The 25243-nt window shown below is 50.6% G+C and carries 21 protein-coding genes and 1 pseudogene; 8 read left to right on the top strand and 14 right to left on the bottom strand.

What is annotated here, in order from left to right; genetic code table 11:
* Positions 1-2 precede the first annotated feature (2 nt).
* From PS053_RS18810 to PS053_RS18795, 4 genes are all read right to left on the bottom strand, one after another.
* A complete protein-coding gene (locus tag PS053_RS18810; RefSeq protein ID WP_059224239.1) occupies positions 3-1232 on the bottom strand; it encodes a polysaccharide deacetylase family protein in 1230 nt (409 codons plus the stop codon).
* A gap of 62 nt (positions 1233-1294) precedes the next feature.
* Entirely contained in the window at positions 1295-1735 is a 441-nt protein-coding gene (locus PS053_RS18805; RefSeq protein WP_000902000.1) for a PTS sugar transporter subunit IIA, read from the bottom strand.
* A gap of 102 nt (positions 1736-1837) precedes the next feature.
* A complete protein-coding gene (locus tag PS053_RS18800; protein ID WP_000972204.1) occupies positions 1838-2608 on the bottom strand; it encodes an ABC transporter permease in 771 nt (256 codons plus the stop codon).
* Positions 2605-3531, bottom strand: coding sequence for an ABC transporter ATP-binding protein (locus PS053_RS18795; protein ID WP_000150633.1), 927 nt, complete (start codon positions 3529-3531; stop codon positions 2605-2607). Before PS053_RS18795 ends, PS053_RS18800 begins: the two co-directional genes overlap by 4 nt.
* 108 nt (positions 3532-3639) lie before the next feature.
* Here PS053_RS18795 and can point away from each other — a divergent pair, with 108 nt between their 5' ends.
* On the top strand, positions 3640-4302 hold the full coding sequence (can, locus tag PS053_RS18790; RefSeq protein ID WP_000651596.1) for a carbonate dehydratase: 663 nt from the start codon (positions 3640-3642) through the stop codon (positions 4300-4302).
* 40 nt (positions 4303-4342) lie between these two features.
* Here the strand turns inward: can and hpt are convergent, their stop codons facing one another.
* The gene (hpt, locus tag PS053_RS18785; protein WP_000683336.1) at positions 4343-4879 is read right to left on the bottom strand and encodes a hypoxanthine phosphoribosyltransferase; all 537 of its coding nucleotides are present in this window, start codon (positions 4877-4879) and stop codon (positions 4343-4345) included.
* Between the two features lie 134 nt (positions 4880-5013).
* Here hpt and PS053_RS18780 point away from each other — a divergent pair.
* Positions 5014-5259 (top strand): annotated as a pseudogene (locus tag PS053_RS18780) (hypothetical protein); the annotation flags it as partial.
* Positions 5260-5398: 139 nt separating this feature from the next.
* On the opposite strand, the gene cueO reads toward PS053_RS18780, so the two are convergent.
* Positions 5399-6949, bottom strand: coding sequence for a multicopper oxidase CueO (cueO, locus tag PS053_RS18775; RefSeq protein WP_256878683.1), 1551 nt, complete (start codon positions 6947-6949; stop codon positions 5399-5401).
* 167 nt (positions 6950-7116) lie between these two features.
* Here cueO and PS053_RS18770 point away from each other — a divergent pair, with 167 nt between their 5' ends.
* The 3 genes from PS053_RS18770 to speD all read left to right on the top strand — a co-directional run bounded on the left by PS053_RS18770 (position 7117) and on the right by speD (position 9246).
* Positions 7117-7464 (top strand): YacC family pilotin-like protein, encoded by a 348-nt coding sequence (locus PS053_RS18770; RefSeq protein ID WP_000846616.1) that lies wholly within the window; start codon positions 7117-7119, stop codon positions 7462-7464.
* Between the two features lie 105 nt (positions 7465-7569).
* Entirely contained in the window at positions 7570-8436 is an 867-nt protein-coding gene (gene speE, locus PS053_RS18765) for a polyamine aminopropyltransferase (RefSeq protein ID WP_059220734.1), read from the top strand.
* 15 nt (positions 8437-8451) lie between these two features.
* The gene (gene speD / locus PS053_RS18760) at positions 8452-9246 is read left to right on the top strand and encodes an adenosylmethionine decarboxylase (RefSeq protein ID WP_000734296.1); all 795 of its coding nucleotides are present in this window, start codon (positions 8452-8454) and stop codon (positions 9244-9246) included.
* 37 nt (positions 9247-9283) lie between these two features.
* Here speD and yacL read toward each other — a convergent pair whose 3' ends face one another.
* A complete protein-coding gene (yacL, locus tag PS053_RS18755) occupies positions 9284-9646 on the bottom strand; it encodes a protein YacL (protein WP_000384306.1) in 363 nt (120 codons plus the stop codon).
* A 185-nt stretch (positions 9647-9831) separates the two neighbouring features.
* Positions 9832-10917, bottom strand: coding sequence for a DUF4431 domain-containing protein (locus PS053_RS18750; protein WP_059224226.1), 1086 nt, complete (start codon positions 10915-10917; stop codon positions 9832-9834).
* A 73-nt stretch (positions 10918-10990) separates the two neighbouring features.
* Between PS053_RS18750 and PS053_RS18745 the strand changes: the two genes are divergently transcribed.
* Positions 10991-11488 carry a DUF4424 family protein gene (locus tag PS053_RS18745; RefSeq protein WP_273774347.1) on the top strand — a complete coding sequence of 166 codons (498 nt, stop codon included), beginning with the start codon at positions 10991-10993 and terminating at the stop codon, positions 11486-11488.
* A complete protein-coding gene (locus PS053_RS18740) occupies positions 11392-11943 on the top strand; it encodes a DUF4424 family protein (protein WP_273774346.1) in 552 nt (183 codons plus the stop codon). The genes PS053_RS18745 and PS053_RS18740 overlap by 97 nt, the downstream gene beginning before the upstream one ends.
* A 31-nt stretch (positions 11944-11974) precedes the next feature.
* On the opposite strand, the gene acnB is transcribed toward PS053_RS18740, so the two are convergent.
* On the bottom strand, positions 11975-14572 hold the full coding sequence (gene acnB / locus PS053_RS18735; RefSeq protein ID WP_256878685.1) for a bifunctional aconitate hydratase 2/2-methylisocitrate dehydratase: 2598 nt from the start codon (positions 14570-14572) through the stop codon (positions 11975-11977).
* 354 nt (positions 14573-14926) lie between these two features.
* Here acnB and PS053_RS18730 point away from each other — a divergent pair, with 354 nt between their 5' ends.
* The gene (locus tag PS053_RS18730) at positions 14927-16723 is read left to right on the top strand and encodes a DUF3300 domain-containing protein (RefSeq protein ID WP_105198118.1); all 1797 of its coding nucleotides are present in this window, start codon (positions 14927-14929) and stop codon (positions 16721-16723) included.
* A 190-nt stretch (positions 16724-16913) separates the two neighbouring features.
* Here PS053_RS18730 and PS053_RS18725 read toward each other — a convergent pair whose 3' ends face one another.
* The 5 genes from PS053_RS18725 to pdhR form a co-directional block, all read right to left on the bottom strand.
* Complete coding sequence (locus PS053_RS18725) at positions 16914-17174, bottom strand: hypothetical protein (protein WP_000643167.1); 261 nt, start codon at positions 17172-17174, stop codon at positions 16914-16916.
* Positions 17175-17468: 294 nt separating this feature from the next.
* Positions 17469-18893, bottom strand: a complete 1425-nt coding sequence (lpdA, locus tag PS053_RS18720; RefSeq protein ID WP_024164639.1) for a dihydrolipoyl dehydrogenase — start codon at positions 18891-18893, stop codon at positions 17469-17471.
* Positions 18894-19215: 322 nt separating this feature from the next.
* The gene (aceF, locus tag PS053_RS18715) at positions 19216-21099 is read right to left on the bottom strand and encodes a pyruvate dehydrogenase complex dihydrolipoyllysine-residue acetyltransferase (RefSeq protein ID WP_256878686.1); all 1884 of its coding nucleotides are present in this window, start codon (positions 21097-21099) and stop codon (positions 19216-19218) included.
* 14 nt (positions 21100-21113) lie between these two features.
* Positions 21114-23777 (bottom strand): pyruvate dehydrogenase (acetyl-transferring), homodimeric type, encoded by a 2664-nt coding sequence (gene aceE, locus PS053_RS18710; RefSeq protein ID WP_025237647.1) that lies wholly within the window; start codon positions 23775-23777, stop codon positions 21114-21116.
* Positions 23778-23937: 160 nt separating this feature from the next.
* Entirely contained in the window at positions 23938-24702 is a 765-nt protein-coding gene (gene pdhR / locus PS053_RS18705) for a pyruvate dehydrogenase complex transcriptional repressor PdhR (RefSeq protein ID WP_000331774.1), read from the bottom strand.
* Between the last annotated feature and the right edge of the window lie 541 nt (positions 24703-25243).

Below are 25243 nucleotides of genomic sequence, written 5' to 3'. Positions count from 1 at the left end.
AATCACCCCTGCGGCTGGTTACTCACCAGCCGCGACATCGTCTCCAGCGAATCCGTTCTTAAGATATAAAGCCGTTTTAACAACAACGGATTATCCCCCGGTTTAACTTTGCCTTTCATGGTCGTCACTGCCAGGTGAAATCCGGCATCATTTGCCGCCTTCACCGCTTTGTCATTAAATCCGCCAAATGGATAAGAAAGATACAAAACATGTGGATTAAATTGCGCCAGTGCCCGACGTGAACGTTCAAAATCAAACAGAATATTGTGCTCACTACGGCTCAGTAATATAGGCCGACGGTAACCATCTATCCGATGCAAAAAATGAGTATGTGACTGGAAATCAAATACATCACGAATTTCATTGAGCTCCGCAACGCTCATAAACTGTAGCGATTTCGGGTCCCATTTCTGCGGATGACGTTTGATGCGCGAGGTGATAATAAACGCCGTTGCTTTCATACCATATTGTTTCAAAACTGGATAAGCATAACGACTCACCGATTTAAGGCCATCATCAAAGGTAATCACCACGGCTCGCGCAGGCAGGTTAACGCTGTTTTTCACATAGCCTTCCAGCTGCGCCATACTCAGCGTGGCGTAGTCCCTGTCACGTAACCAGGTCATCTGGTTATTAAATGCACGTACCGAAGTAGTGGTCGAAGTGTGGCGAAAACGGGTATTTTCTTCATCGCGTAAAATGTGGTGATAAGTCAGCACCGGCAAACCGTTATCTGGCTGCGCATCCAGCGCGCTAATATAGGCCAGGCGATCGCCAATGCGGATCTGATACCAGGTCTGATTCAATCTGTCTTTTAGTTTATTCAGAATGGGATAACGCAAATTTTCCGCCAGTACGCCAAATGGCGCACTGCCCACACTCGGCGCGTTATAGACCGGCGTGTCTTTCCAGGTAATGAGATTCTGATTACTCAGCGGTTTGTTAAGGTCACCAAGGCCATCTTCGACTTTTTGGCGGCCCTGTACCGGCTCAAGATGGCCTTTATCGATGAACCCTTTGCCGAAACCAAAATTAAACTCGTAGTAACTGGCGGCCCCTGGTTCTACAGCGAGGATTTGTCCGGCCCGGATATTCCCTACTGCCACCGTTTTGTCGCCAACCTGCGCCCAGATGGCGGCATCTTCGATAGTTTGCATATAACGAGCGGGTAATGCAGCACTGACGCTTACCGTAAACAGCATCAACAGGAGAATAACAGCTTGTTTATACATGAAAAATAACCAGGGCGTGAAACAACGCGTTTATTGTAGCAAAGCGCAGTCACGATTGCGGGCTAATACTCATACAAATTATGCTTTAGAACGAACGGCGGATTTTTTTGTTGTTGGTGCCACAAACTACTCACTTCCGGTGCGCCCAGTTCCACCATGCGATGGCGAAACTCCGCACTGGTCATTGTTTCGCGACAAGCCATCATCTGTTCAATTAACGGCAACGTAACACCAGAAATCACTTCACAGCGGGAGTGTTTGTGGCTTAGTAATGATGCGACGCGGTACGGCGGCGCTCCGGCAATATCGGTTAAAAAAATAACGCCATCACCCGAGTCTGTTTCATGTAACGCATCACACATCATGCGGCTTAACATATTGGAACTTAATCCGTGCCAGAAATTGACTGCACAGCACTGGACCAGCGCTCCGTATTTTTTTTCCAGCGCGTCCAGTATCTCTTGCGCCCGGTCATCATGACAGGTAATTACCCAACCTAACATTGCCTTCCTCCTTAGCCTAAAATCAGTCTACCCTGACAATTGTTGTTAAAGGGTGATAATCGTCAAAACTCCTCTCCCCTTGCCAGAGGAGAGGACATTGCCTCAGCTACGCAGCCCGCGTCCGCGCTGAATCAGCGACCAGCAGATCAGGTAAAATGCGACAATAAAGACAACCAACACGCTAAAGGTTGTCACCAGCGGTACATCATTTATACCGAGAAAGCCGTAACGGAAACCACTAATCATATAGACGATCGGATTCAGGCGAGACAACCCTTGCCAAAACGGCGGCAATAAGGTCAGAGAGTAAAATACCCCGCCAAGATAGGTCAGCGGCGTCAGTACAAAGGTCGGAACCAGACTGATATCATCAAACGTCTTCGCAAAAACACCATTCAGCAGTCCAGCCAAAGAGAACAACACCGCCGTAAGCACCAGCGTTAAGGCAACGAATACCCACGAATGCACCTGAAATGGCACAAAGAACAGCGAAATCGCCGTCACCAGAATACCAACGAACAACCCACGCGCCACGCCACCGCCAACATATCCGGCAATAATTACGTGCGTTGGCACCGGAGCCACCAGCAGCTCTTCAATATTGCGCTGGAACTTGGCGCCGAAAAATGAGGATGCGACGTTGGCGTAGGCATTGGTGATCACCGACATCATGATCAGCCCCGGCACGATAAACTGCATATAGCTAAAGCCATGCATATCGCCAATGCGCGAACCAATCAGGTTGCCGAAGATAATAAAGTAAAGGGTCATGGTGATGACCGGCGGCACCAGCGTCTGCACCCAGATACGCATAAAGCGATGAATTTCTTTCGCCCAGATGCTTTTTAGTGCCACCCAGTAAAGATGCATCATGCGCGATCTCCTTGTTTTTCGTTAACCAGTGAAACAAACAACTCTTCCAGTCGGTTAGCTTTGTTACGCATACTTAATACCTGAACGCCCTGCTCGCTTAACTGTGTGAACACACTGTTGATGCCCTGCTCGCGCAGGACTTCAACTTCCAGCGTGGCGGTATCGACCAGTCGATACTGGTAGCCATCGAGCTTCGGTAATGGGCTTTTCGGTGCGAGATCGAGAATAAAGGTTTCCGATTTCAACTTCGCCAACAGCGCCTTCATCGAGGTATTTTCCACCAGCTCACCGTGTTGAATAATGCCGATATTGCGGCACAGCATTTCTGCTTCTTCCAGGTAGTGCGTGGTGAGAATTATCGTGGTGCCTTTGTCGTTTAAATCCTTCAAAAATCCCCACATTGAGCGGCGAAGTTCAATATCCACGCCGGCGGTCGGTTCGTCGAGAATCAGCAGCTTAGGTTCATGCATTAACGCACGAGCGATCATTAAACGGCGTTTCATCCCGCCTGATAACATCCTCGCACGTTCGTTACGTTTCTCCCATAAATCGAGCTGTTTAAGATACTTTTCGCTGCGAATGTACGCTTCTTTGCGCTCTACACCGTAGTACCCCGCCTGATTCACCACAATTTGCTGCACGGTTTCAAACGGGTTGAAGTTAAATTCCTGCGGCACCAGTCCCAACTGACGTTTAGCGTTCACGACATCTTTCTCGAGATCGTAACCAAATACGCTGACCCGCCCGGAGGTTTTATTGACCAGTGAGCTGATAATACCAATAGTGGTCGATTTCCCGGCCCCGTTCGGCCCGAGAAGCGCATAAAAATCTCCCGCTTCGACCTGCAAATCTATTCCACGAAGCGCCTGAACGCCGCCTGGATAGGTTTTTTTAAGCTGTTGAAGTTCCAGTGCAATGGTCATAAATTTTTACTTACCTTACGTTCTTACACTTTATCTGTGGTTTAAATCGTCCCGGAGTTGCCCTATATTAGCCAAACGTAATTATTTGGTTACAGGTCGTTAACCTCCATGAAAGACATAGATACACTCATCAGCAACAATGCACTATGGTCAAAAATGCTGGTGGAAGAAGATCCCGGGTTTTTTGAGAAACTGGCACAAGCGCAAAAACCGCGCTTTCTATGGATTGGATGTTCCGACAGTCGCGTTCCTGCAGAACGTTTAACCGGTCTTGAGCCGGGCGAACTCTTTGTTCACCGTAATGTTGCTAACCTGGTCATTCACACCGATCTCAACTGCCTCTCCGTGGTTCAGTATGCAGTGGATGTTCTCGAAGTTGAACACATTATTATCTGTGGCCACTATGGTTGCGGCGGTGTGCAGGCTGCTGTTGAAAACCCGGAACTGGGGCTTATCAACAACTGGCTGTTGCACATCCGCGATATCTGGTTCAAACATAGCTCATTGCTCGGCGAAATGCCGCCAGAACGTCGTCTGGATACGCTGTGCGAACTGAACGTCATGGAACAAGTGTATAACCTGGGCCACTCTACCATTATGCAGTCAGCGTGGAAGCGCGGGCAGAAAGTGACCATTCATGGCTGGGCCTACGGCATTCACGATGGTTTACTGCGTGACCTGGATGTCACCGCCACTAACCGCGAAACCCTGGAGCAACGTTACCGCCACGGGATTTCCAACCTCAAGCTGAAGCACATCAATCACAAATAAATTCGCCATGCCGGATGCGATACATCCGGCATATCCGCACTTACTCGTCCAGCAGCACCACTTTGCCGATGTACGGCAGATGGCGGTAACGCTGAGCGTAATCAATACCGTAACCCACCACAAATTCATCCGGGATCGAGAAACCGATAAATTCTACGGGGACGTTCACTTCACGACGGGACGGTTTATCCAGCAGCGTACAAATCGCCAGCGATTTCGGTTCGCGCAGGCTTAAGATTTCACGCACTTTCGACAGTGTATTACCCGAGTCGATGATATCTTCAACAATCAACACGTCCTTGCCACGGATATCTTCATCCAGATCTTTGAGGATTTTCACATCACGGGTGGTGGACATGCCGCTACCGTAGCTGGAGGCGGTCATAAAATCGACTTCATGAGATACCTGAACTTCACGGCACAGGTCCGCCATAAACATAAATGAGCCACGCAGCAGACCAACCAGCACCATATCGCTGCCGCTGTCTTTGTAACGCTCAGTAATCTGACGACCCAGTTCGGCGATACGCGCTTTAATCTCCGCTTCGGGGATCATTACTTCTACAGTATGTTTCATATCTCTAACCATATGATTTAAAAACAAATCACTTCGCACGGGCGGGTTTCGGCACCGCAACAAAGCGCAAGACATGCAGTATACCAGCAAAACTATTCATAAGCGGAATCCGTTAATAAAGTTCAATTTGTGAAAAGAAACGCATTGGTACGCCGCAGGACAGCATGTCGTTCCCGATGCCCGTTCCGGTACCGTTCAATATGGGAATGCCGATGCTGGGCGGGCCGATCTCTACTGCGGGTAATGTGCTGTTTATCGCCGCTACGGCAGATAACTACCTGCGCGATTACAACATGAGCAACGGTGAAAAATTGTGGCAGGCGCGTTTACCCGCAGGGGGCCAGACAACGTGCGCTTTGTTCATGCCGGATGCGGCGTGAACGCCTTATTCGGCCTACAAAACCTGCAAATTCAATATATTGTGCGTAGGCCTGATAAGCGTAGCGCATCAGGCAGTTTTGCGTTTGTCATCAATCTCATGCCCGGAGAGATCCGGGCATATTCTCGGATACAGCATTTTTATACCGTAAATCCTAACATCATCCCGGTATCTTCATGCTCCAGCAGGTGGCAGTGCGCCATATAAGCATGTTCTTTCGGCGCATCGTGGTTGAATTTCACTAATACTTCACTGACGCCACCTTCAACCCTCACCGTATCTTTCCAGCCTGCACGATGCGTCGCTGGCGGTTTGCCATTTTCCGACAAGATACGGAACTGCGTACCATGGATATGGAACGGATGCAGCATCATGTCACCCACGCCAGAAATAACCCAACGTTCGTATTGCCCTTTCGCCGCCGCAAACATCGGCTTGTTCATATCAAACGCCTGACCGTTGATTTTATTGGCATGATGGAAATCGAACTTACCGCCGTGGTTCATATGATTCATATTACCGTGCCCCATATGGCCCATCATCTGGCTGTGATCCATCTCGGTCATCGCCTGATCGCCATATTTCTCCATCAGCATCTGCATACCCATCATATCGAGCATCGGGTCCATAGAGAGTTGCAGCTTACGTACCGTCAGCCCTTCCAGCGAAGGTAACGCCGGCAGACTACTTAATGTGTCTGGCAAAGCACCAGAGGCACTAATGGCAATCGGCTGAATCCGCATTACCGGATGCGGCTTGTCAAACGGCGCAATCGCCATCCCCATCTGGCTGACCGGCAGTGTGACCAGATCAAACGGTTTATTGTCGTTAACCTCCACCAGCACTTCAAAACGCTCGCCCATCAGCACCGGCAGCTCGCTTACCTTCACCGGTTCAGGCAGCAAACCACCATCACTGGCAATGACATACAGTGGACGATTGTCGCTGGTAGCGAAATTGAGCGAGCGGGCGTTACAGCCATTGAGCAAACGCAGACGCAGCCAGCCACGCGGCGCAGCGTGTTGTGGGTAGATAACGCCGTTGGTCAGCAACGTATCGCCAAACCAGCCAACAGCGGCGGTCATCACATCCAGTTGATAATCAATCTGCCCGTCGGCGCTAAATTTTTTATCCTGAACGATCACCGGGACATCATCGATACCCCACTGTTTCGGCAGCATTAATTTCAGGATCTCGTCATCTTCAATGACAACCAGACCAGCCAGCCCCATCGCCACCTGACGTCCGGTTTTACCGTGTTGATGTGGATGGAACCAGCAGGTAGCGGCAGGTTGATCGACGTTCAGCGTCACCGTGCGTTTGCCGCCAGGCGGGATAATCCCCTGCGGGCCGCCGTCCACTTCTCCCGGCACTTCCAGCCCGTGCCAGTGCAACGTCGTCTCTTCCGCCAGTTGGTTATAAATATCAACTGTCACCGCTTTGCCACGCTGTAATTTCACTGCTGGCCCTAACAAATTGCCGTTATACCCCCAGGTCGTCGCCGTTTTCCCGGCGAAAGTGGACTGGCCTGCGCCAATGGTCAACTGGATGCGATTACGGGCATCAGTGGCGAGCAAATCAGGGATCGGTAATGTGGGGCGTTCGGCGGCAAAAACTGCGCGGCTCCACAACGGCAAAGCCGAAGCCACGCCCAAAGCGACAGAATATTTTAAGAAATCACGACGTTGCATAGTTATTTCCTTATTCTCAAGCAGGCGAAACAAAATTAAACGTTGAGGATAGTCCTTCCCCTTACGGGAAGGTCAAGCCGCAGACACACAATTTAATCGACAATAATGGTCGTCGCCTCGCTCGCAGTGTGCTAACGTTTACTCTCTTTAAGCCCCTGGTAGAAGCAATGAAGACGTTTTTCAGAACAGTGTTATTCGGCAGCCTGATGGCTGTATGCGCAAATAGTTACGCGCTCAGCGAATCTGAAGCCGAAGATATGGCCGACTTAACGGCAGTTTTTGTTTTTCTGAAGAACGATTGTGGTTACCAGAACTTACCTAACGGGCAGATTCGTCGCGCACTGGTCTTTTTTGCCCAGCAAAACCAGTGGGATCTCAGCAACTACGACAACTTCGATATGAAAGCCCTCGGTGAAGATAGCTATCGCGATCTCAGCGGTATCGGCATTCCTGTCGCCAAAAAGTGTAAAGCCCTGGCCCGCGATTCCTTAAGCCTGCTTGCCTACGTAAAATAATTCCTGATACCTTTTTGTAGAAACATTGACCGTGCATCCACGGTTAATGTTAGCTATTATGTTGCGCCCTTTTTTTACGGGTGTTAACAAAGGAGGTATCAACCCATGGCCGAAAAGAAACGGTGGCATGAAACGCTACACGACCAGTTTGGGCAGTACTTTGCTGTAGATAACGTTCTGTATCATGAAAAGACCGATCTTCAGGATCTGATCATTTTTGAAAACGCCGCATTTGGTCGCGTGATGGCGCTGGATGGTGTAGTACAAACCACCGAGCGCGACGAGTTTATCTATCATGAGATGATGACCCACGTGCCGCTACTGGCCCACGGCCACGCGAAGCATGTGCTAATCATCGGCGGCGGCGACGGCGCCATGCTGCGTGAAGTGACCCGACACAAAAACGTTGAGTCAATCACGATGGTGGAAATCGACGCGGGTGTCGTGTCGTTCTGCCGTCAGTATCTGCCTAACCATAACGCCGGTAGCTACGACGATCCGCGCTTTAAACTGGTGATCGACGATGGTGTCAACTTCGTTAATCAAACCAACCAAACCTTTGATGTGATCATCTCCGACTGTACCGATCCCATCGGCCCCGGCGAAAGTCTGTTCACTTCTGCATTTTATGAAGGTTGCAAACGCTGCCTGAATCCTGGCGGTATCTTCGTCGCGCAGAACGGCGTCTGCTTTTTACAGCAGGAAGAAGCCATCGGCAGCCATCGTAAACTCAGCCATTACTTCGACGATGTTGGCTTTTATCAGGCCGCAATCCCGACCTATTACGGCGGCATCATGACCTTTGCATGGGCAACCGATAACGACGCATTACGCCATCTCTCAACCGAAATTATTCAGGCACGTTTTCTCGCCTCTGGTCTGAAATGTCGTTATTACAATCCGGCAATCCACACGGCAGCTTTTGCCTTACCCCAGTATCTGCAAGACGCACTGGTTTCACAGGCGTCCTAAGGAGAAGATAAGAAATTGAAAAAACTAAAACTGCATGGCTTTAATAATCTGACCAAAAGTCTGAGTTTTTGTATTTACGATATCTGCTACGCCAAAACCGCAGAAGAGCGCGACGGTTATATTGCTTATATTGATGAACTCTATAATGCCAACCGCCTGACCGAAATCCTGTCAGAAACGTGTTCCATTATCGGGGCCAATATTCTTAACATAGCCCGCCAGGATTACGAACCACAGGGTGCCAGCGTGACGATTCTGGTGAGCGAAGAACCCGTCGACCCGAAACTTATCGACACAACGGAACATCCCGGCCCATTGCCAGAAGCCGTCGTCGCCCATCTCGATAAAAGCCATATTTGCGTACATACCTACCCGGAAAGCCATCCTGAAGGCGGATTATGTACCTTCCGCGCCGATATTGAAGTCTCCACCTGCGGCGTAATTTCCCCACTGAAGGCGCTGAATTACCTGATCCACCAGCTTGAATCCGATATCGTGACCATTGATTATCGCGTGCGTGGATTTACCCGCGATATTAACGGCATGAAACACTTTATCGATCATGAGATTAATTCAATTCAGAACTTTATGTCTGATGATATAAAGGCGCTGTATGACATGGTGGATGTAAACGTCTATCAGGAAAATATTTTCCATACCAAGATGCTGCTTAAAGAATTCGATCTTAAGCATTATATGTTCCACACCAAACCGGAAGATTTAACCGCCGACGAGCGCGAAGAAATTACCGCTGCGCTGTGGAAAGAAATGCGCGAGATTTATTACGGGCGCAATATGCCAGCCATTTAACGGCTCTGGCGGAGCACGGAAGCTCCGCCAAATTTATCTACTTCTGCTGAACGAAATTACGGTAAGCCGCCACCACCTGAAGAAAATCCTCAACGCCGCACAGCGACAAGCTTTCTTCGTCGTAGTAGTTCATCCCTTCTTCCATCTCATCGCCAGCGAATTCCAGTTGATTGGCGCGAACCATGACCTCTTCGCCATCCATCCACAGGGTGTATTCGTGCCCTGCCCGCTGCCAGGAACGTTCGCTGCCTTTCAGTGCATGCGCCGCTTGTTCCACTTCATCAAGCAAAGCCAGGTTTTCTTTCACCTCTTCATTAAACCAGTGCCCAACCACTTCATGCCCCATGGACATACGCACCTTTACCACTCCGGTAATATCGCGCAGAAATTCGTAATCCATAGTGTGTTCCTCAGCTCCCGGCAATGCGCCGAAATCGCATTGCGCCATTGATGTAATTATCGCAGCCTTACAGGAGAAAAACAGCGTAACGGCGGTGGTTTAGAGATAAAAAATGGTGAAGAAAGCGCCCCTACTGCAATGCCCAGAAATTTCGCCATTTTCGACGACGATCTTTTAACCATGGATCATTTACTTAATTCCTTTAAGCGGAAAATATTATCCAGCAGTAGCGGCGTATGGTGTGCGGTACTTAATGCAAGAAATATATCGCCGCTCATCTGCACTTTCTTCCCAGGTAGATCTTTCAACAGCTCTTTTTCCTGCCTGGTGAGCACTAGCTGCATCCTCTGATTCCAGCCAGCCTGGCTTATGTCGACATCGCGCACGCAAGCCAACGGCGTATCCGGCGTTACTGTCCACTCTTCGCCTTGTTGTTGCAGTGTTCCGGTGATATTGACCGTATCGCCTTCCACAAAGCAAACCTGCGCCAGTTGCGCTAAATCCTGTTCCCGCAACATGCCGTAATAGTAATATCCAACGGCATCCACTTTCGCTTGCTGTGTCAACAGACGCCCTTCCGGCATTAGATGCCACGCGCCATCAGCGGATTTTTTCAGGATCACATCCAGCCTGGTAAACTCATCGCCATCATGGTGATACACACTCTCAGCGTCATCCGTCGGCTCCCCCATAAAATGGGCGTAGTTTTCCGTAGCGCAAAGCTCGTCGACCTTAAATTTCACCGTCGGCAGCGGGCCGTTCAGCGTCAGGCGATTGCTATCGCCCACATAATTGCGGCGTAAGTCGTTGAGAATTTCGCTTCTGAGCGGCTCATCAGCCTTTACCGGCTGGCATAGCGTTTTACGCCCTTGCGACGCCACGGTGGCTTCCAGTCGCATTACCTGTAACGCCACCTCTTTGCCGTAGAAGCAGTGGACGTCCTGCGGCGAGTCGATTTCACGGTCAAAACGTACCGCGCTAATCCATGTGCCCTTGTAACCCCACATCATAATCCGGTCATAAAGATGATATTGATTGTGCTCATCCGGCAGGAAATTATCGTTTTTATCTTTCATCAGGCCGCAAACATAAGCAATAGACGAACTCGCCTCAATCCGCCGAAGATTAAATAGCGCATTTTGCAAGCCCTCTTCATTACGTAAATCTTGCGCAATACCTTTACGCCAGTCATCGCCTTGCAGTAACGGTCTTATTTCTTCGGCAAATATATTTCCGCCAAACATCATTAATAAAAATATAAAATAACGCATTCCCCACTCCCTCGAAAAATTGCGATAACAGGATTATGATAGTGATTATTTTTCGGACATGGAATCTTCGTTCATGAGAAAATTACTCTCTCTGTTATTTTTTATCAGTTCCGTTGTTCTGGCTAATGATTCTGCGGTCGGTGAAGATAACGGCACCCTGATTTTTTTAAAACAAAATAATATCAGCATGGCTAAGGAACGGCTGCTAATAGCGAAAGACAGAATTAACGTTGATTATGTGTTTATTAACCATTCTCCTCAGGACATTACCGTACCTGTGGCATTTCCTATGCCAGCACTTGGGGAAAACAATGTGGGAGACCGCTCTGTCGGCATTGCAAACTTTAAGCTCAGCGTTAATGGCAAGCCAGTAAAAACGCAATCCCGCTGGCTGGCGAAGCGGCTTAACGGGCAGAACAAAATCCAGGAGGATGTGACGGAAATATTGCTCCATAGCGGATGGACAATGGCACAATGGCACAATGGCTGGATTATGTACACGGTATTCGTGATCCCAGCGAGACGCCCCCTTTGCCGCCAGAATGGTTTAAAAATGGTTATCTACAAATAGAGATTCAGCAATACTTTATCTGGCAACAGTATTTCCCGGCTGGAAAGGAGATCATTATTCATCATTCGTATACGCCCAGCGCTTCCGGCGGCGTACCAAATAACCTTGAAAGTATTTTAAGTAATGAGAATTACGGTGATAAATGTCTGACACCTGCAACACGTAAAGCATTAAAACAACTGGATGTGGGAATAAAAGACAGAAATGAAGACGGTAGCGCGGATATAGACTGGAATAATCTGAGCTATATACTGAAAACTGGCGCCAACTGGAAAGATGGCATAATTGGCGATTTCACTCTGCGTATCCACAAAAACAGTGAAAGCGAAGTCATTGTCCCTTGTTTTAGCTCGCCATTAAAACAAATCGATCCACTGACGCTGGAGTTTACGCAAAAAAACTTCAAGCCCACTGAAAATCTGGATATCCATTTTTATTACGATGATTCGCGGTAAAAACTGGCCCGGAAATCCGGGCCAGAACCATTTAAACCGCAGTCTGGAAAATCACTCCGTCCGCTTTCTCGGTGTACTGAGAAAGCTGGTTGAAGTTCAGATAACGGTAAGTATCAACGGCTGTTTTATCTACCTGCGCCACGTAGGTCTGGTACTCTTCCGGCGTTGGCAGTTTGCCAATCAGCGCCGCAACAGCCGCCAGTTCCGCAGAAGCCAGGAAGACGTTCGCGCCCGTCCCCAGACGGTTCGGGAAGTTACGGGTAGAGGTGGAAACCACCGTCGCACCGTCTGCTACACGCGCCTGGTTACCCATACACAGGGAACAGCCAGGAATTTCGATACGTGCGCCACTCTTACCGAACACGCTGTAGTAGCCCTCTTCGGTTAGTTGCGCGGCGTCCATACGCGTTGGCGGCGCCACCCACAAACGGGTCGGTAACTGGCCTTTGTGCGCATCCAACAGTTTACCGGCGGCACGGAAGTGACCGATGTTAGTCATGCAGGAACCGATAAACACTTCGTCGATTTTCTCGCCCTGTACCGCAGACAGCGGACGTGCGTCGTCAGGATCGTTCGGTGCACAAAGGATCGGCTCTTTAATATCCGCCAGATCGATATCGATCACTGCCGCATATTCCGCATCTGCATCGGCTTCCAGCAGCTCAGGATTCGCCAGCCATTTTTCCATGCCCTGAATACGACGCTCCAGAGTACGACGATCGCCGTAACCTTCCGCGATCATCCACTTCAGCAGGATGATGTTGGAGTTCAGGTATTCAATGATCGGTTCTTTGTTCAGCTTGATAGTACAACCAGCGGCAGAACGCTCGGCGGACGCATCGGTCAGCTCAAATGCCTGCTCAACTTTCAGATCCGGCAGACCTTCGATTTCGAGGATGCGACCAGAGAAAATGTTTTTCTTACCTTTCTTCTCAACAGTCAGCAGGCCTTGTTTGATGGCGTACAGCGGGATGGCGTGTACCAGATCGCGCAGGGTGATGCCCGGCTGCATTTTGCCTTTAAAGCGTACCAGAACGGATTCCGGCATATCCAGCGGCATCACGCCAGTCGCGGCAGCAAACGCCACCAGACCGGAGCCCGCCGGGAAGGAGATACCGATCGGGAAACGGGTATGGGAGTCACCGCCAGTACCCACGGTATCCGGCAACAGCATACGGTTCAGCCAGGAGTGGATTACGCCGTCACCAGGACGTAAAGACACACCACCACGGTTCATGATGAAATCTGGCAGCGTGTGGTGGGTGGTGACGTCGATCGGCTTCGGATACGCCGCGGTGTGACAGAAGGACTGCATCACCAGGTCAGCCGAGAAGCCCAGGCACGCCAGGTCTTTCAGTTCATCACGGGTCATTGGGCCGGTGGTATCCTGAGAACCGACAGAAGTCATTTTCGGTTCGCAGTAAGCGCCCGGACGAATGCCTTTCACGCCACAAGCACGCCCCACCATTTTCTGCGCCAGCGAGAAGCCACGATTGCTTTCCGCAACATCTTTCGCCTGACGGAACACATCGCTGTGCGGCAGACCAAGTGCTTCACGCGCTTTGGTCGTCAGACCGCGACCGATAATCAGCGGAATACGACCACCAGCACGAACTTCATCAATTAGCACGTCGGTCTTCAGTTCGAAGGTCGCCAGCAGTTCGTTGGTTTCGTGGTTACGCACTTCACCTTTGTATGGGTAAACGTCAATCACGTCCCCCATATTCAGGTTAGAGACGTCCACTTCAATGGGCAGCGCACCGGCGTCTTCCATCGTGTTAAAGAAGATTGGCGCAATTTTGCCGCCAAGGCACAGACCACCACCGCGTTTGTTCGGTACATGTGGAATATCGTCGCCCATAAACCACAGTACGGAGTTAGTGGCAGATTTACGCGAAGAACCCGTACCCACAACGTCGCCGACATACGCCAGCGGGAAACCTTTCTGTTGCAGGGCTTCAATCTGTTTGATCGGGCCAACAACACCCGGCTGGTCTGGTTCGATCCCTTCGCGAGCATTTTTCAGCATCGCCAGGGCGTGCAATGGGATATCCGGGCGCGACCACGCATCCGGTGCCGGAGAGAGATCATCGGTGTTGGTTTCGCCAGTCACTTTAAAGACGGTAACGGTCAGTTTTTCAGCCAGTGCCGGGCGATTCAGGAACCATTCGGCATCAGCCCAGGACTGCATGACCTGCTTCGCATATTTATTGCCGGCTTTGGCCTTTTCTTCTACGTCATAGAAGTTATCGAACATCAGCAGCGTATGGGACAGGGCTTTAGCTGCGATCGGCGCCAGTGCAGTGTCGTCCAGCGCATCGATCAGCGGATGAATGTTGTAACCACCCTGCATGGTACCCAGCAACTCAATAGCTTTTTCCGGGGTCAACAGTGGGGATTTGGCTTCACCTTTCGCGACAGCAGCCAGGAAGCCAGCTTTGACATAGGCAGCTTCATCGACGCCAGGGGGAACACGGTTGGTTAACAGATCTAACAGGAATTCTTCTTCGCCCGCGGGCGGGTTTTTCAGCAGCTCGACGAGCGCGGCCATTTGGTTTGCATCCAGGGGTTTGGGCGCAATCCCCTCAGCGGCACGCTCAGCTACGTGCTTACGGTATTCTTCTAGCACGACGGTTCTCCTCGCTCTCATTGTCATAGTGCGGCAGGCGATTCTCTTCACGCTCCTGTGAGACAGCAGTTTGTAGGGTAAATGCCCATTACCGCAGCGGGCAGAATAGCAGGATTTTGACGATGTGTTAATCTGTTTACAAAAAAGCAACATAAAAAAGTCGCTAAATCGTTAAGGATGGTCCAGAGATTGTTTCCCTCCGTAAAAACTTCGTTAATTCGCATGATGATAATCACCTTTCTCAATGAATCCCAAGATTAGTCAAAATTTAAACTACCGCCTCTTTATACTCGGATTCACAGCACCTGCGGGTGGCAGTTCGTCGACCCTTGTGATTTCCTTGAGATCAGGACTATGAAAATAACTTTGCCGTTTAAACCCCATGTGCTGGCGCTAATTTGCAGTGCCGGGCTTTGTGCCATTTCCGGTACGTTGTATGTAAAAAGCCGCACAGTGGAAACGCAAGTGGCACCACAAGCAGCGCCTGACGTCGTTGCCGTTACGCTTCCCGCAACAGTTTCAGCGCCGCCCGTAACGCCTGCCGTCGTCAAAAGTGCCTTCAGCACTGCGCAAATCGATCAATGGGTTGCTCCTGTCGCACTGTATCCCGACGCCTTGCTTTCACAAGTGCTGATGGCATCGACCTATCCGGCAAATGTCGCCCAGGCCGTGCAGTGGTCACACGATAACCCGCTCAAACAAGGTGATGCCGCTATTCAGGCGGTATCTGATCAACCGTGGGACGCCAGCGTCAAATCGCTGGTGGCTTTTCCACAGTTAATGGCATTGATGGGCGAGAATCCTGAGTGGGTACAAAATCTGGGGGATGCTTTTCTGGCACAACCACAAGAGGTGATGGATTCGGTACAGCGCTTGCGTAAACTGGCGCAACAAACTGGATCACTGAAGTCGTCGGTGGAGCAAAAGATCATCACAACAACGAAAAAAGCCGTACCGACAAATCAAACTGCTACCACCCCCATCACACAATCCAATACCGTTTCTACATCCAGCCCCGTCATTGCAGAGCCAGCACAAACCGTTATTTCGATTGAACCCGCCAACCCAGATGTCGTTTACATTCCGAACTACAACCCAACTGTTGTTTACGGTAGCTGGGGCAATACCGCCTATCCGCCAGTTTACCTTCCGCCACCTGCGGGGGAACCGTTTGTCGACAGTTTCGTGCGCGGATTCGGCTACAGCATGGGCGTCGCCACGACATACGCGTTATTCAGCAACATCGACTGGGATGATGACGATCATGACCATCATCATCATGACGATGATGACAACCATCACCACGACGGCGGTCATCATGACAGTAATGGCTGGCAACACAACGGTGACAACATCAATATCAACGTCGACAATTTCAACCGTATTACTGGTGAGCATCTTACTGACAAGAATATGGCATGGCAGCACAATCCAAACTACCGCGATGGTGTGCCTTATCATGATCAGGATATGGCTAAGCGCTTTCATCAAACCGATGTTAAAGGCGGTATGAGCGCCACACAGCTTCCTGCACCGACACGTGATAGCCAGCGTCAGGCGGCAGCAAGTCAGTTTCAACAACGAACACATTCCGCACCAGCGACCATGCAAGAGACTCAACGTCAGGCTGCAGCACAGAAGTTTAATGAAGCTGAACACTATGGCAATTATGACGACTTCCGCGAGTTCAGCCATCACCAGTCTCCGACCCAGCAACAAAAGGACGCCGCTCGTCAACGTTACCAGTCCGCCACGCCTGAACAACGCCAGGCGTTTCGCGAGAAAATGAACGAACACCCATTAAGCCAGCAACAAAGAGATTCGGTTCGTCAGCGTATTCAGTCCGCCACGCCCGAACAGCGGCAGGCGTTTCGCAATAAAATGCAGACGAATCCGCAGAATCAGCAACAGCGTGATAACGCCCGTCAGCGCATTCAATCAGCTACGCCTGAGCAGCGTCAAACTTTCCGGCAAAATGTGCAGAAAAATAACCCGAATCTGTTTAACAACAATCACAATCGGACTAACGGACAAGAACAAAATTTACTGCGCAATGAAGGTAGCAGTCGAACCGGCAAGTTGAATGATGAACAACGATCGGCAATACGCGAACGCGTGGCGGAACGCCCGATAAGACATTTTGCAAGGTAGTGTTCAGGAGTAAAAAACGATCAGGATCGCCGCTTGAGACTGATGACAAATGCCTGATTGCCCGATGCGCAAGGTTATCTTGCCTACAGCCAAATGGATTTGCAGCAGATAATGAGTTAAGGCAAACACATTGAGATCAATAAAACCAGACAACGCTGGTCTTATTGATGACTCAATTGCGCGACCATTACTAATGCGCGGCAACAGCAGACCTTGTACTACTCAGCGCCGCTTCATCCGCGCTGATACTGCCGGAGTTAGTGGCCCAAACCCCTTCCTGAGTTTTGGTGATCGCCTGATGTTGCGAATTCAAATCCTGTCCCATAGCAGCGATATGGGTGCTTTCCGTCCCTCCGCTATTGGTCGCCCATGGGATCACCGGATCAGCAGCAACAGCCATGCCTGAAAATACGGCTGCGGTTAATACAACGGTAGTCAGAAACGCTTTCATCTTACACCTCACGAATGGCTTATATTTTCAAATAATTTTCACACTATAAGTTTAGTTTGTTATTACCAACCAAATATCGACAAGATGTAGCGATTTATTTCTCTGAAACAATGACCAGCAATGCGTTATTGCTTTGCTCAATTTCATCCATAAAAAAAGCGGCTGCTTTAGCCGCTTCAGATTGCAGACAAAATGCCCACACTATTTTGTCGGATGACGATATCTTTATTATCCGGTCTACAATCCCCTGAAAATTTAATAAATTAGGGCAGCGTTATAGACCGGATAACGCGATTATTTCTTCTTCGCTTTCGGGTTTGGCAGGTCGGTGATGCTGCCTTCGAACACTTCTGCCGCCAGGCCCACAGACTCATGCAGAGTCGGGTGCGCGTGGATGGTCAGCGCGATATCTTCAGCGTCGCAACCCATTTCAATTGCCAGACCGATTTCACCCAACAGCTCGCCGCCGTTGGTACCGACAATTGCGCCACCAATCACACGGTGAGATTCTTTGTCGAAAATCAGCTTGGTCATACCGTCTGCACAGTCGGAAGCGATAGCACGACCAGAAGCAGCCCACGGGAAGGTGGCGGTTTCATAGCTGATGCCTTTCTCTTTCGCTTCTTTCTCAGTCAGGCCCACCCATGCAACTTCTGGTTCGGTATAGGCGATAGACGGGATAACTTTCGGATCGAAGTAATGTTTCTTACCGGCGATAACTTCAGCGGCAACGTGACCTTCATGAACACCTTTGTGCGCCAGCATCGGCTGACCGACGATATCGCCGATAGCAAAGATGTGCGGTACGTTGGTACGCAATTGTTTATCCACGCGGATAAAGCCACGATCGTCCACCTCTACGCCAGCTTTGCCCGCATCGATGTTTTTACCGTTCGGCACACGACCAATCGCGACCAGCACGGCGTCGTAACGCTGCGGTTCTGCCGGGGCTTTTTTGCCTTCCATCGTCACGTAGATACCGTCTTCTTTCGCTTCAACGGCGGTAACTTTGGTTTCCAGCATCAGGTTGAATTTCTTGCTGATACGCTTGGTGAAGACTTTAACGATGTCTTTGTCAGCTGCCGGGATAACCTGGTCGAACATTTCAACCACATCAATCTGTGAACCCAGCGCGTGGTATACGGTACCCATTTCCAGACCGATGATACCACCGCCCATAACCAGCAGGCGTTCTGGTACTTCTTTCAGTTCCAGCGCATCGGTGGAGTCCCAGATACGCGGATCTTCGTGCGGAATAAATGGCAGTTGGATCGGGCGAGAACCCGCTGCGATGATCGCGTTGTCGAAGTTAATGACGGTTTTACCGTTCTCACCTTCAACTTCCAGGGTGTTAGCCCCGGTGAATTTACCCAGACCGTTGACCACTTTGACTTTGCGGCCTTTCGCCATACCAGCCAGACCACCGGTCAGCTGAGTGATCACTTTCTCTTTCCAGGTACGAATCTTGTCGATATCGGTTTTCGGCTCGCCGAAGACGATACCGTGTTCAGCCAGCGCTTTGGCTTCTTCGATAACTTTTGCTACGTGCAGCAGTGCTTTAGAAGGGATACAGCCGACGTTCAGGCAAACACCGCCGAGGGTGTTGTAGCGTTCTACGATTACGGTTTCCAGACCTAAATCAGCGCAACGGAAGGCAGCAGAGTAACCTGCGGGGCCTGCCCCAAGTACCACGACCTGAGTTTTGATTTCAGTACTCATCATGACCTCTATATATTTATCTCCGGCGGTCATACCCGTCGTCTTTCAGGCCGCAGCGGCGTTAGCTTCACGCCCTCACCCCAGTCACTTACTTATGTAAGCTCCTGGGGATTCTGGCGCTTGCTACCCTGCTGCACCCAGAAATCCATAGGGTATGTGAAGTAATACCCTAACCACCACCGGGTCGTTCTATCCGTCGGTATTTTACAAAATTGTTAACAATTTTTAAACAACAAACGGCAACCGATTTGTCTATTCGCTAATAATCTCAATACATTCATGAGATTACCAGAAAAAAGCCGGCCGTTGGGCCGGCTCTTTTTTACATCACCAGACGGCGAATATCAGACAACGTGTTGTTAATGATGGTAATGAAACGGGCACCATCAGCACCGTCGATCACGCGGTGGTCGAAGGAGAGAGAAATCGGCAGCATCAGACGCGGCACGAACTCTTTACCATTCCACACCGGCTCTATCGCGGACTTAGAAACGCCGAGGATAGCCACTTCCGGCGCGTTCACAATCGGCGCGAAATGGGTAGTACCCAGGCCGCCGATGCTGGAGATGGTGAAGCAACCGCCCTGCATTTCGCCCGCAGTCAGCTTACCGTCACGCGCTTTCTTGGAAATAGTCATCAACTCGCGAGACAGCTCGATGATGCCTTTCTTGTTGACGTCTTTGAATACAGGAACAACCAGACCGTTCGGGGTATCCACCGCCACACCGATGTTGATGTATTTCTTCAGGGTCAGACGCTGACCGTCTTCCGACAGGGAACTGTTGAAGCGAGGCATCTGCTCAAGCGCTGCAGCAACGGCTTTCATGATGAAGACAACCGGGGTTATCTTCACATCCAGCTTACGTTTTGCTGCTTCTTCGTTCTGCTGTTTACGGAACGCTTCCAGCTCGGTGATATCAGTTTTATCAAAGTGAGTAACATGCGGGATCATCACCCAGTTACGGCTCAGGTTAGCACCAGAGATTTTCTGGATGCGACCCAGTTCCACTTCTTCGATTTCACCAAACTTGCTGAAGTCCACCTTCGGCCACGGCAACATGCCAGGGATACCACCGCCAGTCGCTGCCGGGGCCGCTTCTGCACGTTTGATAGCCTCTTTCACGTAAGCCTGAACGTCTTCGCGCAGGATACGACCTTTACGGCCTGTGCCCTTCACTTTCGCCAGGTTAACGCCAAACTCGCGCGCCAGACGGCGGATCAGCGGAGTCGCGTGAACGTAAGCGTCGTTTTCAGCAAATTCAGATTTGCCTTCGACTTTCGCCGCCGGAGCTGCTGCCGGGGCTTCAACTTTTGCTGCCGGAGCCGGCGCTGCCGCTTCCTGTTTCGCCGGAGCTGCCGCAGGCGCTGCACCTTCAACTTCGAAGATCATAATCAGCGAGCCAGTTTTCACTTTATCGCCAACGTTGACTTTCAGTTCCTTCACGACGCCTGCAAACGGAGCCGGAACTTCCATAGAAGCTTTGTCGCCTTCTACGGTGATCAGTGACTGCTCAGCGGCAACTTTGTCGCCCACTTTCACCATCACTTCGGTCACTTCAACTTCATCACCGCCGATATCAGGAACGTTAACTTCTTTCACGCCCGCGGCTGCCGCAGGTGCTACTGCCGGAGCGGCTTCCTGTTTCGCTGCCGGTGCTGCCGCGCCCGCCACTTCGAAGACCATGATCAGCGAGCCAGTAGACACTTTGTCGCCAACATTCACTTTGATCTCTTTCACAGTGCCTGCAAACGGCGCCGGAACTTCCATAGAGGCTTTATCGCCTTCTACAGTGATCAGCGACTGTTCAGCTTCAACTTTATCGCCCACTTTCACCAGGATTTCGGTCACTTCGACTTCGTCGCTGCCGATATCTGGAACGTTAACATCTTTTGCCGCCGCAGCCACTGGCGCTGCTGCCGGAGCTGCTTCTTTCTTCTCTTCTGCCTGAGCAGGTGCAGCGTCAGCTGCACCGCCGGCGGAATCGAAAATCATAATCAGGGCGCCCGTCTGGGTTTTATCGCCAACAGAGACTTTGATCTCTTTAACGATACCCGCCTGCGGAGACGGAACTTCCATAGAGGCTTTGTCGCCTTCTACGGTGATCAGCGACTGTTCGGCTTCAACTTTGTCGCCCACTTTGACCAGGATCTCGGTGATTTCAACTTCATCAGCCCCGATGTCCGGTACTTTGATTTCGATAGCCATTATTCTTTTACCTCTTACGCCAGACGCGGGTTAACTTTATCTGCATCGATATTGAATTTGGCGATTGCGTCAGCAACCACTTTCTTATCGATTTCGCCACGTTTAGCCAGTTCGCCCAGCGCCGCAACCACAACATAAGAAGCATCAACCTCGAAGTGGTGACGCAGGTTCTCACGGCTGTCGGAACGACCGAAGCCATCAGTACCCAGTACGCGGTAGTCGTCAGCCGGTACATAAGTACGGACCTGCTCAGCGAACAGTTTCATATAGTCGGTAGATGCCACAGCCGGCGCATCGTTCATCACCTGAGTAATGTACGGAACGCGCGGAGTTTCCAGCGGGTGCAGCATGTTCCAGCGTTCACAATCCTGACCATCACGCGCCAGCTCGGTGAAAGAGGTCACGCTATAGACGTCAGAACCTACGCCGTAATCTTTCGCCAGGATCTGTGCTGCTTCACGGACATGACGCAGGATAGAACCGGAGCCCAGCAGCTGAACTTTACCTTTGCTACCTTCGAGGGTTTCGAGTTTGTAGATACCTTTACGGATACCTTCCTCGGCACCTTCCGGCATAGCCGGCATGTGGTAGTTTTCGTTCAGCGTGGTGATGTAGTAGTAAACGTTCTCTTGTTTTTCACCGTACATACGCTCCAGACCGTCATGCATGATGACAGCGACTTCGTAAGCGTAAGCCGGGTCGTAAGAGATACAGTTCGGGATAGTCAGCGACTGAATGTGGCTGTGACCATCTTCGTGCTGCAGACCTTCGCCGTTCAGGGTGGTACGACCGGAAGTACCGCCGATCAGGAAGCCACGCGCCTGCTGGTCGCCAGCCGCCCAGCACAGATCGCCGATACGCTGGAAGCCGAACATCGAGTAATAGATGTAGAACGGAATCATCGGCAGATTGTTGGTGCTGTAAGAGGTCGCCGCTGCCAGCCAGGAACACCCTGCGCCCAGCTCGTTGATCCCTTCCTGCAGAATCTGACCTTTCTCGTCTTCTTTATAGTAAGCAACCTGCTCGCGGTCCTGCGGGGTGTACTGCTGACCGTTCGGGCTGTAAATACCAATCTGACGGAACAGACCTTCCATACCGAAAGTACGCGCTTCGTCGGCGATGATCGGCACCAGCCTGTCTTTAATCGACTTGTTCTTCAGCATCACGTTCAGGGCACGAACGAAAGCGATAGTGGTAGAGATCTCTTTGCTCTGCTCTTCCAGCAGCGCGCCGAAGTCTTGTAGGCTCGGCAGCTCAAGCTTCTCGGTGAAGTTCGGCTGACGGCTTGGCAGATAACCGTGCAGTTTCTGACGCTGAGCGTGCAGATAGGTATGCTCTTCAGAACCTTCCGGGAAGGTGATGTACGGCAGTTTTTCGATATCGGCATCAGACACCGGCACATTGAAACGGTCGCGGATGTGACGCACGCCGTCCATGTTCATTTTCTTAACCTGGTGCGCGATGTTTTTACCTTCAGCCGCGTCGCCCATGCCGTAACCTTTAATGGTATGAGCAAGGATTACTGTCGCTTTGCCTTTGGTTTCCTGCGCTTTCTTGAATGCCGCGTAGATTTTCTTCGGATCGTGACCACCACGGTTCAGTGCCCAGATCTGCTCGTCAGTCCAGTCAGCAACCAGTGCTGCGGTTTCAGGATATTTACCGAAGAAGTGTTCACGAACATACGCACCATCTTTCGATTTGAAGGTCTGGTAGTCGCCGTCAACGGTTTCGTTCATCAGCTGGATCAGTTTACCGCTGGTATCTTTACGCAGCAGTTCATCCCAACGGCTACCCCACATCACTTTGATTACGTTCCAGCCAGCACCTTCGAAGATGCCTTCCAGTTCGTTAATGATCTTGCCGTTACCGGTGACCGGGCCGTCAAGACGCTGCAGGTTACAGTTGATAACGAAAACCAGGTTATCCAGTTTTTCACGGGTAGCGATGGTGATCGCACCTTTGGATTCTGGTTCGTCCATCTCGCCGTCGCCGAGGAAGGCGTAAACGGTCTGTTTAGAGGTATCTTTCAGGCCACGGTGTTCCAGATATTTCAGGAACTTAGCCTGGTAGATAGCACCAATCGGCCCCAGCCCCATAGATACGGTCGGGAACTGCCAGAATTCCGGCATCAGTTTCGGGTGCGGATAGGAAGAGAGGCCATTGCCGTGAACTTCCTGACGGAAGTTATCCATCTGCTCTTGCGTCAGACGACCTTCCAGGAAGGCGCGTGCGTAGATGCCCGGAGAGATGTGGCCCTGGAAGTAAACCAAGTCGCCGCCATCCTGTTCATTGCGCGCACGGAAGAAATGGTTAAAGCAGACATCATAAATGGTCGCAGAAGACTGGAAGGACGCCATATGGCCACCCAGTTCAAGGTCTTTTTTCGACGCGCGCAGAACCGTCATGATGGCGTTCCAGCGGATAGCTGAACGAATACGGCGTTCCAGTTCCAGATTGCCCGGATACTCCGGTTGTTCTTCAACGGGAATGGTGTTGATGTAGTTGCTGATGCCGGTACCTGCGGCTACTTTCACACCGCCTTTGCGGGCTTCAGCAAGCAGTTGGTCGATCAGATACTGAGCACGCTCAACACCTTCTTCACGGATGACCGATTCGATCGCCTGGAGCCAGTCGCGAGTTTCGATCGGATCCACGTCATTTTGGAAACGTTCTGACATGGGTTATTCCTTATCTATCTAATAACGTTGAGTTTTCTGGAACCTGTCCCATTGAACTCTCGCCGGAAAGCTCAATAAGACAGGTTCTACGTTTAGTTGCCGCGCTTTTATATGCGCTTGATTTACAACATCTTCTGGTTAATTTTCACCAGAAAAATCACTAATTCTTACGTTGCTCCAGACGACGCAGAGAACGCTCACGGCGACTCTCTTCACGGCTTCTGTCGAGCAAAATTTCTTCGATAAAGGCCAGATGGCGATGCGATGCTTCGCGCGCGTCTTCCGGCTTACCGGCCATAATCGCTTCGAATATGCGGGTGCGGTGGCTACTCACCAGCGGCAGCATCTCGCGCCGCGAATAAAGCAATTCGAAGTTCTGACGGACATTCTGGGCCAACATCGGCTCCATACACCTTAGCAGATGAAGCAAAACCACATTGTGGGCCGCTTCGGTAACGGCAATCTGATACTGGAGTACGGCGTTTGATTCCGCGTCCAGATCGCCAGACTGCTGCGCCAGCTCTATGGCGTGGTGGAGTTCACGGATACGTTCCTTGTCTTCATCGGTACTACGCAGCGCGGCGTAATAAGCGGCGATACCTTCCAGGGCGTGTCGTGTTTCGAGCAAGTCATACTGAGATTCAGGATGGTCGGAGAGCAGCTCCACCAGCGGATCGCTGAAGCTTTGCCAGAGGCTGCTCTGAACAAAGGTGCCGCCACCCTGGCGACGAAGCAACAACCCCTTCGCTTCGAGACGTTGAATCGCCTCGCGCAAGGAGGGACGGGAGACGTCGAACTGTTTCGCCAGTTCGCGTTCCGGTGGGAGTTTTTCGCCCGGGCGGAGTGTGCCTTCGAGGATCAAAAACTCCAGTTGCTGCTCAATCACATCGGAGAGTTTTGGTTGGCGGATTTTGCTGTAGGCCATGAGTTCCTGTCTTAAGCCACTTGCCGAAGTCAATTGGTCTTACCAATTTCATACCTGTGACGCTAAAGTAACAAAGTATTCACCTTATGTCCATACAGGTTTTGATTGAAATCATAAAACCGCGCACATTTTAACAACTCGACACATATAACGTTTCAAAGTTGCAACCACGAACAAATGTAAACTTTACGTTGGCAAGCGTCTTTTTAACGATTATTAAACTATAAAAATCCGAATTGAACCGATTCACTTACCAACTTATTGTTTTTTGATGCATATAAAGTGAATTTAAATTCACTTTATATGTGGGGGGGGTAATTGGAGGCGGGTCTTTACAAACGGTTTCTTTTTAGACAACTCATCTTCAACGATGCATAAAGCGGGTGCATTCCCAGCTGCATACCATTATTCTTGATCTGACGGAAGTCTTTTTGTAACAATTAAAAAGTCATCAATGTAAACAAATCAATACAACAAACGGAATTGTAAACTTACACACGCATCACTGCGTAAATCAAAAAAACAATCACCGCACGAGGTT

Source organism: Escherichia albertii (genome assembly GCF_028622335.1).
Taxonomy (GTDB): domain Bacteria; phylum Pseudomonadota; class Gammaproteobacteria; order Enterobacterales; family Enterobacteriaceae; genus Escherichia; species Escherichia albertii.
This window is presented reverse-complemented; position numbering and strand designations above follow the sequence as displayed.

Excerpts from the sequence above, each read along its gene's own strand:
- PS053_RS18810 (WP_059224239.1), bottom strand. The coding sequence starts at position 1,232 with ATGTATAAACAAGCTGTTATTCTCCTGTTGATGCTGTTTACGGTAAGC.
- PS053_RS18805 (WP_000902000.1), bottom strand. The coding sequence starts at position 1,735 with ATGTTAGGTTGGGTAATTACCTGTCATGATGACCGGGCGCAAGAGATA.
- PS053_RS18800 (WP_000972204.1), bottom strand. The coding sequence starts at position 2,608 with ATGATGCATCTTTACTGGGTGGCACTAAAAAGCATCTGGGCGAAAGAA.
- PS053_RS18795 (WP_000150633.1), bottom strand. The coding sequence starts at position 3,531 with ATGACCATTGCACTGGAACTTCAACAGCTTAAAAAAACCTATCCAGGC.
- can (WP_000651596.1), top strand. The coding sequence starts at position 3,640 with ATGAAAGACATAGATACACTCATCAGCAACAATGCACTATGGTCAAAA.
- hpt (WP_000683336.1), bottom strand. The coding sequence starts at position 4,879 with ATGAAACATACTGTAGAAGTAATGATCCCCGAAGCGGAGATTAAAGCG.
- cueO (WP_256878683.1), bottom strand. The coding sequence starts at position 6,949 with ATGCAACGTCGTGATTTCTTAAAATATTCTGTCGCTTTGGGCGTGGCT.
- PS053_RS18770 (WP_000846616.1), top strand. The coding sequence starts at position 7,117 with ATGAAGACGTTTTTCAGAACAGTGTTATTCGGCAGCCTGATGGCTGTA.
- speE (WP_059220734.1), top strand. The coding sequence starts at position 7,570 with ATGGCCGAAAAGAAACGGTGGCATGAAACGCTACACGACCAGTTTGGG.
- yacL (WP_000384306.1), bottom strand. The coding sequence starts at position 9,646 with ATGGATTACGAATTTCTGCGCGATATTACCGGAGTGGTAAAGGTGCGT.
- PS053_RS18750 (WP_059224226.1), bottom strand. The coding sequence starts at position 10,917 with ATGCGTTATTTTATATTTTTATTAATGATGTTTGGCGGAAATATATTT.
- PS053_RS18745 (WP_273774347.1), top strand. The coding sequence starts at position 10,991 with ATGAGAAAATTACTCTCTCTGTTATTTTTTATCAGTTCCGTTGTTCTG.
- PS053_RS18740 (WP_273774346.1), top strand. The coding sequence starts at position 11,392 with ATGGCACAATGGCTGGATTATGTACACGGTATTCGTGATCCCAGCGAG.
- PS053_RS18730 (WP_105198118.1), top strand. The coding sequence starts at position 14,927 with ATGAAAATAACTTTGCCGTTTAAACCCCATGTGCTGGCGCTAATTTGC.
- PS053_RS18725 (WP_000643167.1), bottom strand. The coding sequence starts at position 17,174 with ATGAAAGCGTTTCTGACTACCGTTGTATTAACCGCAGCCGTATTTTCA.
- lpdA (WP_024164639.1), bottom strand. The coding sequence starts at position 18,893 with ATGAGTACTGAAATCAAAACTCAGGTCGTGGTACTTGGGGCAGGCCCC.
- aceF (WP_256878686.1), bottom strand. The coding sequence starts at position 21,099 with ATGGCTATCGAAATCAAAGTACCGGACATCGGGGCTGATGAAGTTGAA.
- aceE (WP_025237647.1), bottom strand. The coding sequence starts at position 23,777 with ATGTCAGAACGTTTCCAAAATGACGTGGATCCGATCGAAACTCGCGAC.
- pdhR (WP_000331774.1), bottom strand. The coding sequence starts at position 24,702 with ATGGCCTACAGCAAAATCCGCCAACCAAAACTCTCCGATGTGATTGAG.